At 60.8% G+C, this 14,186-nt stretch carries 13 protein-coding genes; 7 read left to right on the forward strand and 6 right to left on the reverse strand.

Features of this window, described 5'->3' with window-relative positions:
• Positions 1-52 precede the first annotated feature (52 nt).
• From yegD to I6L40_RS03170, 6 genes are all read right to left on the reverse strand, one after another.
• Complete coding sequence (gene yegD / locus I6L40_RS03145; RefSeq protein WP_043850624.1) at positions 53-1,420, reverse strand: molecular chaperone; 1,368 nt, start codon at positions 1,418-1,420, stop codon at positions 53-55.
• 102 nt (positions 1,421-1,522) lie between these two features.
• Positions 1,523-2,512 (reverse strand): 2-hydroxyacid dehydrogenase, encoded by a 990-nt coding sequence (locus I6L40_RS03150; RefSeq protein WP_041209751.1) that lies wholly within the window; start codon positions 2,510-2,512, stop codon positions 1,523-1,525.
• A 74-nt stretch (positions 2,513-2,586) separates the two neighbouring features.
• Positions 2,587-3,081, reverse strand: a complete 495-nt coding sequence (locus I6L40_RS03155; protein ID WP_041209750.1) for a CreA family protein — start codon at positions 3,079-3,081, stop codon at positions 2,587-2,589.
• Between the two features lie 26 nt (positions 3,082-3,107).
• Positions 3,108-3,554 (reverse strand): DUF962 domain-containing protein, encoded by a 447-nt coding sequence (locus I6L40_RS03160; RefSeq protein ID WP_216994982.1) that lies wholly within the window; start codon positions 3,552-3,554, stop codon positions 3,108-3,110.
• A 433-nt stretch (positions 3,555-3,987) separates the two neighbouring features.
• Positions 3,988-4,845, reverse strand: a complete 858-nt coding sequence (locus I6L40_RS03165) for a hypothetical protein (RefSeq protein WP_216994983.1) — start codon at positions 4,843-4,845, stop codon at positions 3,988-3,990.
• Positions 4,846-4,995: 150 nt separating this feature from the next.
• Complete coding sequence (locus I6L40_RS03170) at positions 4,996-5,382, reverse strand: TraR/DksA C4-type zinc finger protein (protein ID WP_033115635.1); 387 nt, start codon at positions 5,380-5,382, stop codon at positions 4,996-4,998.
• Positions 5,383-5,849: 467 nt separating this feature from the next.
• On the opposite strand from I6L40_RS03170, the gene I6L40_RS03175 reads away from it, so the two are divergent.
• The 7 genes from I6L40_RS03175 to I6L40_RS03205 all read left to right on the forward strand — a co-directional run bounded on the left by I6L40_RS03175 (position 5,850) and on the right by I6L40_RS03205 (position 14,177).
• Positions 5,850-7,181, forward strand: a complete 1,332-nt coding sequence (locus I6L40_RS03175) for a glutamine synthetase family protein (RefSeq protein ID WP_216994984.1) — start codon at positions 5,850-5,852, stop codon at positions 7,179-7,181.
• 299 nt (positions 7,182-7,480) lie between these two features.
• Complete coding sequence (locus I6L40_RS03180; protein WP_216994985.1) at positions 7,481-8,842, forward strand: aspartate aminotransferase family protein; 1,362 nt, start codon at positions 7,481-7,483, stop codon at positions 8,840-8,842.
• 54 nt (positions 8,843-8,896) lie between these two features.
• The gene (locus I6L40_RS03185; RefSeq protein WP_216995406.1) at positions 8,897-9,994 is read left to right on the forward strand and encodes a polyamine ABC transporter substrate-binding protein; all 1,098 of its coding nucleotides are present in this window, start codon (positions 8,897-8,899) and stop codon (positions 9,992-9,994) included.
• A 120-nt stretch (positions 9,995-10,114) separates the two neighbouring features.
• Positions 10,115-11,200, forward strand: coding sequence for a polyamine ABC transporter substrate-binding protein (locus I6L40_RS03190; RefSeq protein ID WP_198505522.1), 1,086 nt, complete (start codon positions 10,115-10,117; stop codon positions 11,198-11,200).
• Between the two features lie 78 nt (positions 11,201-11,278).
• Positions 11,279-12,433 (forward strand): polyamine ABC transporter ATP-binding protein, encoded by a 1,155-nt coding sequence (gene potA / locus I6L40_RS03195; RefSeq protein ID WP_042029514.1) that lies wholly within the window; start codon positions 11,279-11,281, stop codon positions 12,431-12,433.
• Positions 12,430-13,335: an ABC transporter permease subunit gene (locus I6L40_RS03200; RefSeq protein ID WP_042029512.1), complete on the forward strand. Its 906-nt coding sequence runs from the start codon at positions 12,430-12,432 to the stop codon at positions 13,333-13,335. Before potA ends, I6L40_RS03200 begins: the two co-directional genes overlap by 4 nt.
• Positions 13,335-14,177 carry an ABC transporter permease subunit gene (locus tag I6L40_RS03205; protein ID WP_041209795.1) on the forward strand — a complete coding sequence of 281 codons (843 nt, stop codon included), beginning with the start codon at positions 13,335-13,337 and terminating at the stop codon, positions 14,175-14,177. Before I6L40_RS03200 ends, I6L40_RS03205 begins: the two co-directional genes overlap by 1 nt.
• The last annotated feature ends 9 nt before the right edge of the window (positions 14,178-14,186 follow it).

Below are 14,186 nucleotides of genomic sequence, written 5' to 3' on the forward strand. Positions count from 1 at the left end.
CTTTGTCGCCAGAGTGTCGTTAAATGGCAACACTCTGGCGATTTAGCCCCATTCAGGGCTTGGTTGCGAAGATCCGCTCGGCATAACGGGCCAGACCGGCGGCCACCGAGCCGAAGTCATCGCCACCCTCGAGCGGGATGGTCGGCAGCTTCTGGCGGATAAAGCTGGCGATCAGCGGCGAGCGGGCGCTACCGCCGGTGACGAAGATGCGATCGGGTTGCACGCCGGCGGCGGCGATCGCCTCATCCATCAGCTCGCCAATCTTCTCCAGCAGCAGGGCCGAGGCACCGGCCAGCTGCTCGCGGGTCAGCTCTGCCTCCAGCCCTTTTTCCAGCTCGCTCAGGGAGTGGCGGCTGCTCTCCTGCTCCGAGAGGGCGATCTTGCCCTGCTCGGCGCGCCAGACCAGCTGGTGGCTCAGCTTGTGGGCCCGCAGGTTGGCAAGGCGCCCCAGCTTGCTGCCGGGCTGGCTGTCGAGCTGCAGATCCTGCAGTTGGCGGGCGGTATCGAGACTGTAGAAACGGCTCTGGGCGCTGACGTCGTTGATGGCGGCTGCATCCCAGAACAGCGGGTGGGGCAGCGGCTTGCCGGTTTTGAGCACCTCGTGCATGCCGAGCAGCGGCATCATCCCCTCTACCGTCAGGCGGATGTCGAAGTCGTTGCCGCCGATCCGCTGGCCGCTGTGGCCGAGCAGATCGTCGGTGCGATCGAGCCGGTCGCGGTAGCTCGGGCCCATCCGCAGCATGGAACAGTCGGTGGTACCGCCGCCGATATCCACCACCAGCACCACGGCGTCTTCGGTGAGGCGGGCCTCGAATTCAAAACCGGCCGCCACCGGTTCGTAGAGAAACTCCACCTGCTCGAAGCCGGCGATGCGGGCCGCCTCGCTCAGAATGGCGATGGCCTGACGGTTGCTCTCTTCGCCAGCCAAGCCCTGAAAGTTGACCGGACGGCCGATCACCGCCTGACGGATCGGGGCGCCGAGCTGCTGCTCCGCCTGCTGGCGGACATGGAGCATCATGGCGCAGACGATATCTTCGAACAGGGCGATCTGGGGGGCCTTGAGGCCGTAGGCGCCGAGGAAGGATTTCGGCGACTTGATGTAGTAGCCCTCGTCCGGCTCCTCCAGATAGCGCTCCAGCGCGGCACCGCCAAAGCTCAGCTCGTCGATCAGCCCCTCTTCGCGCATCTGGCGGCGCACCGCCTGGGCCCGGGTCACCACGGGGCCGCGCAGCTTGAGATAGGCCGCCTGCTGGCTGTCGGCCAACCCTTCGGCCAGCAGACCGGCGATGGCGTCCCGGTGCGGTGCGTGCAGGGTGGAGGGGAGGTAGCGGGAGGGGCCGAGATTGAGCAGCCGCGGGCTGCCCTGTTCCATCACGGCCACGGCACAGTTGGAGGTACCGTAATCAAATCCGATAAACATGGGCAGTCAGCTCCTTGGAAAAAAGGGGAGCTAGCCTACCCGATGGCGCCGGGTCTCACAACCCGGCGTGCAGAGATGAGGCGCTGCAATAGCGCGCGGGGGTTACTCGACCTCGTTGTCGCTGCGGCCCTGACTCTCGATAGCCTGAATGTTGCCGAGGGTGGTGTCGGCGATGGCGTGCAGCGCCTCGCGGGTCAGGAAGGCCTGATGACCGGTGAACAGCACGTTGTGGCAGGCGGACAGGCGGCGGAACACGTCATCGGTGATCACCTCGTTGGACTTGTCGGAGAAGAAGAGATCCTCTTCCTCTTCGTAGACGTCCAGCCCCAGCGCGCCGATGCGGGAAGTCTTGAGCGCCTCGATGGCGGCGTTGGAGTCGAGCAGGCCGCCGCGGCTGGTGTTGATGATCATCACCCCGTCCTTCATCTTGGCGAACGCCTCCTGATTGAGCAGGTGGTAATTCTCCTTAAACAGCGGGCAGTGCAGGCTGATGACGTCGGACTGGCGGAACAGGGTGTCGAGATCCACATACTCGGCCCCCAGCTCGATGGCAGCCGGATTCTGGTAAGGGTCGTTCACCAGCAGGCGCATGCCGAACCCCTTGAGGATACGCAGGGTGGCGATGCCGATCTTGCCGGTGCCGATGATGCCGGCGGTGCGGCCGTGCATGTTGAAGCCGACCAGCCCCTCCAGCGAGAAGTTGGCGTCGCGGGTGCGCTGATAGGCTTTGTGGATGCGGCGGTTGAGGCACATCATCATGCCGACCGCGTGCTCGGCCACTGCCTCGGGGGAGTAGGCGGGCACTCGCACCACCTTCATGCCCAGCTCCCTGGCGGCGGCCAGATCCACATTGTTGTAACCGGCACAGCGCAGGGCGATCACCCTGGTGCCGTTGGCTGCCAGCTCGGTCAGCACCTCGCGGTCGGCGTCGTCATTAACGAACAGGCACACCACCGGGAAGCCGTGGGCCAGTCGGGCCGTCTTGGCCTCCAGCCGCACATCGAAGAACTCCAGTTCAAAGCCGAAGCGGCTGTTGGCCTGGGTGAAATGCTCTTTGTCATAGCTCTTGGTGCTGAATACGGCGACTTTCATGGTGTGCTCTCCGCAGATGATTTGTAGTTAAATTACAACAAAGCGAGTCAACTATCACCGGACAAACCGGCTGGTTATTGTCCCCACGGCATGATGGGTACGGCGCTGACTGCACTCTTGTACGAACCATCCACCAGCTTGGTGCTGTAGGTCAGGTAAACCAGCGCATTGCGCTTCTGGTCGTAAAAGCGCACCACCTTCTGCTCCTTGAACACCAGCGAGGTGCTGACGTCGAACACCTCTTCCCCCGCTTTCAGCTTCGCCGGCAGGGTGATGGGGCCAATCTGGTGGCATGAGAGGGAGGCGTGGGAGGGATCTTCCGCCAGCCCGAGCCCGCCCTTGACCCCGCCGGTCTTGGGGCGCGCCAGATAGCAGGCGACACCGTCGATGCGGGGATCGTCGAACGCCTCCACCAGGATCTTGTGGTTGGGGCCGAACAGCTTGAAGGCGGTACTCACCTCGCCGACGGTATCAGCCTTGTCGGCCAGCGCCGGGCCGGCGAACAGGGCGCCCAGCAGCAGGGGCAGGGCGCGGCGCAGAGGTGAATTAAGAGTGTGGCGGTATGACATGGTCTCTCCTGTTGGCCCAGCCTCCCTCAATAGGGAATGCCCAGGCGACGATAGAGGCTGGCAAGCACCCAGGCGGGGCCTATCAGCAGAAATTGCAGGTCGGCGAGGAAGGAGGGGCGCTTGCCCTCGATCCTGTGGCCGACAAACTGGGCTATCCAGAGCAGCACGAAGATAAACAGCGCGGGCCACAGCAGCGGCCCCTGCCACTGGTGGCAGCAGGCCAGCCCGAGCGCGGTCAGCCCCGCCATCCCGACGAACAGGGCAAACGACAGCTGCAGGTAGAAGGCCAGTACCGGAATGGCGGCCACCGCCGCCCAGTTGAGCCCCGCTGGCAGCGGCCCGGCGGGCAGGCTCCAGAGCAGTCCCAGCGAGCAGAGATAGATGCCCGGCACTGCCAGCTTGTGGATGGCGACGTTGGCCGGATGGCGATGGCTCTGGCCGTACTCCTCAAACCACTCTTCGATTCCCTTCATGGCACCTCCCTGGCGCACGCTCTGGTTTTGCTGCTCTGGCCACCCCCGGTAAACGGGCGCGGCATCGCAAGCATGATGGCGGAAGCGCGCGACCAATGCCAGATGGCAACATCGACCCTTGCCGCGTTCTGATCAGATAGCGGCAAGGGGGGGAGGCAAGTGAGATGGTGTGGATCGGGCGATGGCTCTGGCGGGCCTGTGCACCGTGCTGACCGTCTGCCCGGCGGGCTTTGGCATCACTATAAATTTAATTTATGGGTTTTCCCTTTATGGCCCAATTTTAACTTATAGCTAGCCGGATCCCGCCATAGGCGCAGCTCTGCACCCGTCAGCGGCTGTCACTGGCGCTGGTCCGACCCCAAGCGGGGAGTCCGGCTGCATCAGCATTGATAGGGGCAAAAACAGCACCGCCCCTGACGGGGCGGCTGGCAGCTTATCCCTGCGGAGGGTATTCCCAATATTGTGCCGGAATGCTCTTGAGCAACGGCGTCATATCGGGGTTGGGCAGCTGGATGGTGACCCGCTGGTCGAGATTGGCGCTGGCCAGCGCTTCGCGGATCTTCGGGTTTTCACGGAAGAACTGCAGGAAGCTGCCGTCGGCATAGGCCCGCTCAAGGCCGGTCTGGATCGCCTTGGCCAGCTCGGGGTACTCGGGGCTGACGAAGAAGAACTGGGCGAAGGGGTAGCGGATCAGCAGATGCTGCTCGATGGCGAGGTTGGGGTATTGCGCCACCAGCTCGCTGCGCTCGGCGAAGATCTCCACCATGGCGCGCGGAAAGAAATCGACCTTGTCGCCGTCGTTGATGAGGCGAAACAGGGTGCTGAAGCGACCGGAGTAGGTCGGGATGCCGGCACTTTCCAGAATCTTGTTGTCGGCCCAACCGACTCCTTGCGCCGCTTTCATCTGTCTCAAATCAGCCAGGGTATTGATCTGGTTGAACTTCTCCTGGGCATCAGCGTGGATAAAGGAGAGGCGCAGCCCTTCCAGACCGCGAAACAGCGGAATGGGGACGGCCAGCAGGGAGGATTCGAGCGCGCTGGAGGTGCCCATCCAGAAGACATTGATGGTCTTGCCCTTGCTCAGCTGCTGCTGCAGGGTGAACTGGTTGAGATCAAGCTCGACGGGCTGGATGCGAAAGGGGGTGCCGGAGTGGGTCAGGGCCAGTTCCAGCAGCTTGTACTGGTACTCCTGATCGAGATTGTTGACGGGGCGACTGGGCACCTTGACCGTCAGAACCTGTGCTTGTGCCAGCAGCGGCAGGCACAAACACAGTTTGATGAGCCATTTCACTCTCTGTTCTCCTGTAGAGTCCGGGACGTGCCCGGAGTCTAACAGAACTTTTCACCCTCTTGCTGCGGCGCGGTGTGCAAGATTCGGGCGTTGGCCCTCGCTTGTCGACCGCCTATTGCTGCCAGAGGAGAGTGATTTCCCGGAGAGGGATCAGGCGACGCGGCGGAACACGTGGGTATCGTTGAATTCCTTGGTGCTCTGGCACTCGACGCAGAAACGGGACTCCGGACGGGCATGCAGACGCTTGAGAGAGATCTCGTCGCCGCAAGATTCGCAGTAACCGAAATCCCCTTCGCTGATGCGCTTCAGCGCGCCGCGCAGTTTGCGCAGGTGCAGCTTGTCGTGCTCGATGCGGTTCAGCTCCAGACGGCGGGCTTCCTCGATGCTGGCACGGTCAATTTCATCGGCCATCTCGTTGGTGTCGGTGGCGATGGCCTGGCTGGCCTGGGAGTTGAGGCGATCTTCGAGTTCGAGGATCTGGCGCTCGATCTGTCCCTTGTAAAAGGCCAGTTGGTCTTCAGTCATGAAATCACACATACGATTTACTACCAGTCAGTTTACTAACCCAATTATCCCTGTTTATGGGGGCTGTCTGCCTGCAGACCAAGCCCTTGTATCCCGATTTGCACCGTTTTCATGCAAGAGAGTGCAAATCAGGGCGGGCCTTGTACCAAAAAAAAGCAGCCAAGCAAAGCAAATAGGATACGGATTGTGCGCCTTTGCAAAAAAATGGCCTCTTTAGCGGCTGATCTGACGGGATCTGACATCTGGTTCTGGCCGGTTGGCACCGGCTTTGCACTGGCGAGAGGCGAGGCCACGAGTGTTTAGTATTTGGTGCCGCATTGGTCATTATATGCGCCGTTATTTATAGTTTTTTAAACACACACCCTTGACATTGCCCTTCATGGCGGGCTTTTATGGTGGTGTTGATTACAATTTTATAACAAGGGTGTTCCATATATTAGACACCCTTGCCAATGGCAACCGTAGAGTCGGGGTTTAACATGGACAGTATCAAGGGCTGGATGGAGAGCAATCGCATCACGGAAGTGGAGTGTCTGTTCCCGGATTTCACCGGCAACGCCCGGGGCAAGATCATTCCAGCCAACAAGTTTTTGCGCGAAGGGGGCATGCGACTGCCCGAGGTGATCTTCACCCAGACAGTGACAGGTGAGTATCCGGATGACGACAGCATGATCGACCCGCTGGAGCGGGACATGCAGCTCTATCCCGACCCCAATACCATCCGCTTTGTCCCCTGGGCGCTGGAGCCGACTGCCCAGGTGATCCACGACTGTTTCGACGTCAACGGCAAGCTGATCGATATCGCGCCGCGCTCTGTGCTGCGTCGCGTTCTGTCATTTTACGAGAAGCAGGGGTGGAAACCTGTGGTGGCGCCCGAGCTGGAGTTCTATCTGGTCACCCGCAACGAAGACCCCGACTATCCGCTGATGCCGCCGGTCGGCCGCAACGGTCGCCCGGAGACCGCCCGCCAGTCGTTCAGTATCGATGCGGTCAACGAATTCGACCCCATCTTCGAAGACATGTATGACTACTGCGAGGCGCAGGAGCTGGAGGTGGATACCCTGATCCACGAATCAGGCGCCGCCCAGATGGAGATCAACTTCCTGCACGGGGATGCCATCGATCTGGCCGATCAGGTGTTCCTGTTCAAGCGCACCATGCGTGAGGCGGCCCACCGCCACGGCATCTACGCCACCTTCATGGCCAAGCCGATGAGCAACGAGCCGGGCTCCGCCATGCACATCCACCAGAGTCTGGAGGATATGAACGGCCACAACCTGTTCGGTACTCCGGATGGTGGCAACTCAGAGCTGTTCATGCACTTCATCGCCGGTCTGCAGAAGTACACGCCGGCGGTGACCGCCCTGCTGGCTCCCAACGTCAACTCCTACCGCCGCCTCACCTTCGGCGAGAGCGCGCCGCGCAACGTCCAGTGGGGGGTGGAAAACCGCACCTGCGGCCTGCGCGTGCCCTTCTCCGACCCCAGTGCCCGCCGGGTGGAGAACCGCTTCGCCGGTGCCGATGCCAACCCCTATCTGGCGCTGGCCGCCACTCTGGCGTGCGGCTATCTCGGCATGATGGAGAAGCTGGAGCCGCTGCCGGAGATGAAATCGAGCGCCTATGAGCTGCCCTACAGCCTGCCCCGTTCGCTGGAGGAGGCCCTCAGCCATCTGGAGCAGTGCGACCCCATCAAGGAGATGTTGGGCGAGCGCTTTACCCGTGCCTTTGTGGCGGTCAAACGCAAAGAGTACGAGACCTACTTCGGGGTGATCAGCCGCTGGGAGCGCGAGTTCCTGCTGCTGAACGTCTGACCCGGATGCGTGCCGGCCACGCATCGTCCGCACCGGGGAGGCAGGCTGCCTCCCCTGCCTGTAACCGGTAATACGGGATGGAGGAGTGCCTCCCCCCGCGGATGGTTGTGAGCGAAAGTTGGCTCGCCACCGCTCTGGTTGCATGGTTGATAACAGTTTTGGCTCGAATTAAGAACGCGAGGAGCAAGCCGCGCCGCAGCTGCAGGTCGCCCGAAAGTGGCAGTCGCTGCGGGAGTGGCAGCCCTCCTGATGATGTGACGAATAGAACCAGCTAAATCGAAGGAACCGAGGAGCTAACAATGCAACAGACTACCCGTGAGTGGCAGCAACAGGATGCCAGCCACCACCTGCACCCCTTTACCGACTTTCAGGCCCTGAACAAGAAGGGCAGCCGTATCATCACCAGGGCCAGTGGCGTCTATCTGGAAGACTCCGAAGGCAAGCGCATTCTGGACGGCATGGCGGGACTCTGGTGCGTCAACATGGGTTATGGCCGGCAGGAGCTGGTGGATGCCGCGGCCAGACAGATGGAGCAGCTTCCCTACTACAACCTCTTTTTCCAGACCGCGCACCCGCCGGTGATCGAGCTGGCCACTCTGCTGGCCGAAGTGACGCCGTCCCATCTCAATCACGTATTCTTTACCGGCTCCGGTTCCGAGTGCAACGACACTGTGCTGCGGATGGTGCGCCACTACTGGGCCAGCAAGGGGCAGCCGGAGAAGCAGGTGATCATCAGCCGCCACAACGCCTACCACGGCTCCACCGTGGCGGGGGCGAGTCTGGGCGGCATGAAGGGGATGCATCAGCAGGGCAACCTGCCCATTCCCGGCATAGTCCATATCGACCAGCCCTATCACTTCGGTGAAGGGCAGGGGATGAGTGCCCACGAATTCGGACTGGAGCGTGCTCGCCAGCTGGAGCAGAAGATTCTGGAGCTGGGGGTGGACAAGGTGGCTGCCTTTATCGGCGAGCCGATCCAGGGAGCGGGCGGCGTCATCATTCCGCCCGACAGCTACTGGCCCGAGATCCAGCGCATCTGTGATCACTACGGCATCCTGCTCATCGCCGACGAGGTGATCTGCGGCTTTGGCCGCACCGGCCACTGGTTTGCCAGCGAAGGGTTTGGCATCAAGCCGGATCTGATGTGTCTGGCCAAGGGGATCACCTCGGGCTACCTGCCACTCGGCGCCGTCATGGTGAGCGACCGGGTCGCCAGGGTATTGGTGGAGGAGGGGGGCGAGTTCAACCACGGCTTCACCTATTCGGGTCACCCGGTCTCCTGCGCGGTGGCGGTTGCCAATATCCAGCTTATGCAAAAGGAGAGCATAGTTAAGCGCGTCCATGATACCATCGGCCCCTATTTGCAGCGCCGCTGGGCGGAGCTGGCCGACCATCCGCTGGTAGGGGAAACCCGTGGCCGCGGACTGGTTGCCGCACTGGAAATAGTGCAGGACAAACAGACCAACCAGCGTTTTCCAGCCCACGCAAATGCGGGGATGACCTGCCGGGAGTTCTGCTTTAACAATGGCTTGGTGATGAGGGCGGTAGGCGATACCATGATCATATCGCCCCCCTTGGTCATCACCGAGGAACAGGTTGATGAATTGGTCAAGCTCGCCAGGCTCAGTCTGGATCTGACAGCCGCCAAGCTGAAGGGTTGAGGTGCGGCCGGGCAGGTTGGCATGCGCATACAATTTGCTTAGGAGACAAGGATGATGTCTTTCAAAACGGGAGTGATCGCTGCCTCTGTGGCTCTGGTCATGGCAAGTGCCGGAGCAATGGCCGACGAGAAGGTGTTGCACGTCTACAACTGGAGCGACTACATCGCGCCGGATACCCTGGATAACTTCCAGAAAGAGACGGGCATCAAGGTGGTGTATGACGTGTTCGACAGTAACGAGGTGCTGGAGGCCAAGTTGCTGGCCGGCAAATCGGGCTATGACATCGTCGTGCCGTCCAACCCCTTCCTGGCCAAGCAGATCAAGGCGGGCGTGTTCCAGAAACTGGACAAGTCCAAGCTTCCCAACTGGCAAAACATGGACCCGGCCCTGCTCAAGGCGCTCGAACCGAGTGACCCTGGCAACCAGTACTCCATCCCCTACATGTGGGGCACCATCGGCTATGCCTACAACCCCGAGAAGGTGAAGGCGGTGCTGGGGGCCGATGCGCCGGTCAACTCCTGGGACCTGGTGTTCAAGCCGGAGAACATGGCCAAGCTGAAGGAGTGCGGTGTCTCCTTCCTCGACTCGCCGACCGAAATGCTGCCGGCCGCCCTGCAATATCTGGGCTTCAAGCCGGATAGCCAGAAGCCGGATGAGCTGAAGAAGGCCGAGGCGCTGTTCCTCTCCATCCGTCCCTATACTGCCTATTTCCACTCCTCCAAGTACATCTCGGATCTGGCCAACGGCAACCTCTGCGTGGCAGTCGGTTACTCCGGTGACTTGCAGCAGTCGAAGGCGCGGGCGGCGGAGGCCAACAACGGCGTGTCGCTGACCTACACCATCCCGAAAGAGGGGGCGGGCAGCTTCTTTGACATGATCGCCATCCCGGCCGATGCCCAGAACGTCGAATCCGCCCACGTCTTTATCAACTACCTGATGAAGCCCGAGGTGATCGCCAACATCACCAACATGGTGAAATTCCCGAATGGCAACAAGGCGGCGACCCCGCTGGTCAATGCGGAGATCCGCAACGACCCGGGTATCTATCCGAATGAAGAGACCATGCAGAAGATTTACACCTTCCCGGATCTGCCGGCCAAGGTGCAGCGTGTGATGACGCGCAGCTGGACCAAGATCAAGTCCGGCAAGTAAGTGACGAGTGCCCCTCCCGGTCCGCAGTTCGGCCGGGAGGGTAGTGATGCCATCTTTCGGGATGGGCCGCGCGAGAGGATGCGTAGACGGTCAACCACTAAACACAGGAGAACTGACATCGTGCATACAACCAGATTGGCAACCATTGCCCTGACCATGGGGTTGGCAAGTGGCGTTCAGGCCGCAACTGAGCTCCATTTCTACAACTGGTCTGATTATATCGGCGAGACCACCCTCAGCGATTTCCAGCAGGCGACCGGGATCAAGACCGTCTATGACGTGTTCGATTCCAACGAGACCCTGGAGGGGAAGTTGCTGACGGGGCGTACCGGTTATGATCTGGTGGTGCCCTCCAACAACTTTCTGGCCAAACAGATAAAAGCAGGAGCGTTCCAGAAGCTGGACAAATCCCTGCTGCCCAATATGGCCAACCTGGATCCGGTGCTGCTCAGCCAGCTCGACAAGGTGGATCCGGGCCATCAATACGCCGTGCCCTATCTGTGGGGTACCAACGGCATCGGCTACAACGTCGACAAGATCAAGGCCGTGTTGGGGGTCGACAAGATCGACTCCTGGGCGGTTATTTTCGAACCGGAAAACATGGCGAAGCTCTCCCGTTGCGGCGTCGCCTTCCTCGACTCCGCCGACGAGATGATCCCTGCCGCCCTCAACTATCTGGGGCTCGACCCCAACAGCCACGAGCCGGCGGACATCAAGCGGGCCGAAGAGCAGCTGCTCAAGGTGCGCCCCTATGTCGCCTACTTCCACTCCTCCAAGTACATCGGTGATCTCGCCAACGGCGACATCTGCGTGGCGGCGGGTTTTTCCGGCGACATTTTGCAGGCCGCCGCGCGGGCCAACGAGGCCGGCAAGGGGGTGAAGATTGCCTACAGCATCCCGAAGGAGGGGGGCAATCTCTGGTTTGACATGATGGCGATCCCGGCCGATGCCACCAATGTCAAAGAGGCGCACGCCCTCATCAACTACGTCCTCCAGCCCGAAGTGATCGCCAAGGTCAGCAACTATGTGGGCTATGCGAATCCCAATGCCAGGGCGGCGGCGTTCATGGATGAGAAGGTGCGCGATGATCAATCTGTTTATCCACCTCAGCCGGTGCTGGCACGACTCTATGTCTCTCAGGAACATCCTCGTGCAATCCAGCGGCTGATGACCCGGAGTTGGAGCAAGGTCAAGTCCGGAACTTAACCTTGGTGCCCGTTCGGGGGCGCCAAATTGCTTTTATGGATCGGCCGCGAGGTCGATATCACGTTGGGGAGTTTGGTAATGGCGATAGCCTCCAGTGCCTACAAGAAAGCCCTCGAGGGCAGCCAGCAGCGTAAAGAAGTGCTGGTCAAGATTGATCGGGTAAGCAAGCAGTTCGATGAAACGCTGGCTGTCGATAACGTATCGCTCAACATCAACAAGGGGGAGATCTTCGCCCTGCTCGGTGGCTCCGGCTCCGGCAAGTCGACCCTGTTGCGGATGCTGGCCGGTTTCGAACGTCCGACCGAGGGGCGGCTCTATCTCGATGGCGTCGATATCACCGACATGCCGCCCTACGAGCGTCCCATCAACATGATGTTCCAGTCCTATGCCCTGTTCCCCCATATGACGGTGGCGCAAAACATCGCCTTCGGCCTCAAGCAGGATGGCCTGCCCAAGGCGGAGATCGATGCCCGGGTGGAGGAGATGCTCAAGCTGGTGCAGATGACCCAGTATGCCCGCCGCAAGCCGCACCAGCTTTCAGGTGGCCAGCGCCAGCGGGTGGCTCTGGCCCGTTCGCTGGCCAAACGCCCCAAGCTGCTGCTGCTGGATGAACCCATGGGGGCGCTCGACAAGAAGCTGCGCTCCCAGATGCAGCTGGAGCTGGTCGAGATCATCGAACGGGTCGGGGTTACCTGCGTCATGGTGACCCACGATCAGGAAGAGGCGATGACCATGGCCGAGCGGATCGCCATCATGCACCTCGGTTGCATCGAGCAGATCGGCAGCCCGATGGATATCTACGAAACCCCGGCCAGCCGGCTGGTGTGCGAGTTCATCGGCAACGTCAACCTGTTCGACGGTCTGCTGGTGGAGGATGAGCAGGACCATGCCATCATCGCCTGTGCCGATCTGGAGCAGCCCATCTATGTGGGCCACGGCATCAGCTCCCGTGCCGAGAACAAGAAGGTGACCTACGCCCTGCGGCCGGAAAAACTGCTGATGAGCCTGCAAAAACCGGCGGAGATCGAGCATCCGGACTTCAACTGGACCAAGGGCAAGGTCTACGACATCGCCTATCTGGGCGGCCACTCGGTTTATCACATCGAACTGCCCTCGGGCAAAATCGTTCAGGCTTTCATCGCCAATGCCGAACGCCACGGCAAACGGCCAACCTGGGATGACCAGGTGTTCCTCTACTGGGAAGATGACAGCGGCGTGGTGCTGCAATCATGAAGGCATTGAGACGACTGAAGCATGTGTGGGGTCGCCAGCTGGTGATCGGCATCCCCTTCTTCTGGCTGTTCCTCTTCTTCCTGCTGCCCTTCATCATCGTGCTGAAGATCAGCTTTGCCGAAGCGGATGTGGCGATCCCGCCGTACACCGACGTGGTGAGCTGGGCCGACAACCAGCTCACTATCCTGCTCAACATGGGCAACTACCTGATGTTGCAGGAGGATGAGCTCTATATCGCCGCCTATCTTGGTTCGCTCAAGATGGCCTTTATCAGCACCATCCTCTGCCTGCTGATCGGCTATCCGATGGCCTACTCCATCGCCCGGGCCAACAAGGAGACCCAGACCGTTCTGCTGCTGCTCATCATGATGCCGACCTGGACCGCGATTTTGATCCGGGTCTACGCCTGGATGGGCATTCTCAGCAACAACGGCCTGCTCAACAGTTTCTTGCTGAGCATCGGTCTGATCCACGAGCCGCTGCAGATCCTCAATACCAACCTGGCGGTCTATATCGGCATCGTTTACTCCTACCTGCCATTCATGGTGCTGCCGCTCTACGCCAATCTGGTCAAGCATGACCAGAGCCTGCTGGAAGCTGCATCCGATCTGGGAGCCCGCAACCTGACCCGTTTCTGGCAGATCACGGTGCCGCTCTCCAAGAACGGCATCATCGCCGGCTGCATGCTGGTGTTCATTCCGGTGGTGGGGGAGTTTGTTATCCCGGAACTGCTGGGTGGCCCGGAGACACTGATGATCGGTAAGGTGCTGTGGCAGGAGTTCTTCAACAACCGCGACTGGCCAGTAGCCTCCGCGTTGGCGGTTGTGATGCTGGCGGTGCTGATCATCCCCATTATTCTGTTCAACCGTAACCAGGCCAAAGAGCTGGAGGGCAAGGCATGATGAGACGTTTTGGTTTTGCCAAGCTGATGCTCTGGCTGGGGCTGCTGTTTATCTATCTGCCCATGGTCATCATGGTGATCTACTCCTTCAACGCCTCCAAGCTGGTGACGGTATGGGGGGGCTGGTCGCTCAAGTGGTACTTTGGCCTGCTCGACAACAAGCAGCTGATCGGTTCGGTGCTGCGCTCGCTGGAGATCGCCTTCTATACCGCGATTGCAGCAGTAGCGCTGGGGACGGTGGCGGCTTTCGTACTGACCCGGATCCCGCACTTCCGTGGCCGCACCCTGTTCGGCGGCATGGTGACGGCGCCGCTGGTAATGCCCGAGGTGATTACCGGTCTGTCGCTGCTGCTGCTGTTCGTAGCGATGGCCCAGCTGGTGGGGTGGCCTGCCGAGCGGGGCATGCTGACCATCTGGATCGCCCACACCACCTTCTGTACCGCCTATGTGGCGATCGTGGTGTCGGCCCGCCTGCGCGAGCTGGATCTCTCCATCGAAGAGGCAGCAATGGATCTGGGGGCCAAACCGTGGAAGGTGTTCTTCCTGATCACCATCCCGATGATCGCCCCCTCGCTGGCGGCAGGTGGCATGATGTCGTTTGCCCTGTCGCTTGATGATCTGGTGCTGGCGAGCTTCGTCTCCGGCCCGGGCTCGACCACCTTGCCGATGGAGGTCTTCTCGGCGGTGCGGCTCGGGGTGAAACCGGAGATCAATGCTGTCGCCAGCCTGATCCTGTTGTCGGTATCGCTGTTTACCTTTGGCAGCTGGTATCTGATGGCCAAGGCAGAGAAACGTCGCCGTGCCGAGATCGCCATGACCACCCAGATGCAGGCGGTTGCCTGACCTCGTGTT

The organism is Aeromonas sp. FDAARGOS 1410 (assembly GCF_019048745.1).
Taxonomy (GTDB): domain Bacteria; phylum Pseudomonadota; class Gammaproteobacteria; order Enterobacterales; family Aeromonadaceae; genus Aeromonas; species Aeromonas jandaei.

Excerpts from the sequence above, each read along its gene's own strand:
- I6L40_RS03160 (WP_216994982.1), bottom strand. The coding sequence starts at position 3,554 with ATGAAGGGAATCGAAGAGTGGTTTGAGGAGTACGGCCAGAGCCATCGC.
- potA (WP_042029514.1), top strand. The coding sequence starts at position 11,279 with ATGGCGATAGCCTCCAGTGCCTACAAGAAAGCCCTCGAGGGCAGCCAG.
- I6L40_RS03150 (WP_041209751.1), bottom strand. The coding sequence starts at position 2,512 with ATGAAAGTCGCCGTATTCAGCACCAAGAGCTATGACAAAGAGCATTTC.
- I6L40_RS03175 (WP_216994984.1), top strand. The coding sequence starts at position 5,850 with ATGGACAGTATCAAGGGCTGGATGGAGAGCAATCGCATCACGGAAGTG.
- I6L40_RS03200 (WP_042029512.1), top strand. The coding sequence starts at position 12,430 with ATGAAGGCATTGAGACGACTGAAGCATGTGTGGGGTCGCCAGCTGGTG.
- yegD (WP_043850624.1), bottom strand. The coding sequence starts at position 1,420 with ATGTTTATCGGATTTGATTACGGTACCTCCAACTGTGCCGTGGCCGTG.
- I6L40_RS03170 (WP_033115635.1), bottom strand. The coding sequence starts at position 5,382 with ATGTGTGATTTCATGACTGAAGACCAACTGGCCTTTTACAAGGGACAG.
- I6L40_RS03180 (WP_216994985.1), top strand. The coding sequence starts at position 7,481 with ATGCAACAGACTACCCGTGAGTGGCAGCAACAGGATGCCAGCCACCAC.
- I6L40_RS03205 (WP_041209795.1), top strand. The coding sequence starts at position 13,335 with ATGAGACGTTTTGGTTTTGCCAAGCTGATGCTCTGGCTGGGGCTGCTG.
- I6L40_RS03185 (WP_216995406.1), top strand. The coding sequence starts at position 8,897 with ATGTCTTTCAAAACGGGAGTGATCGCTGCCTCTGTGGCTCTGGTCATG.
- I6L40_RS03155 (WP_041209750.1), bottom strand. The coding sequence starts at position 3,081 with ATGTCATACCGCCACACTCTTAATTCACCTCTGCGCCGCGCCCTGCCC.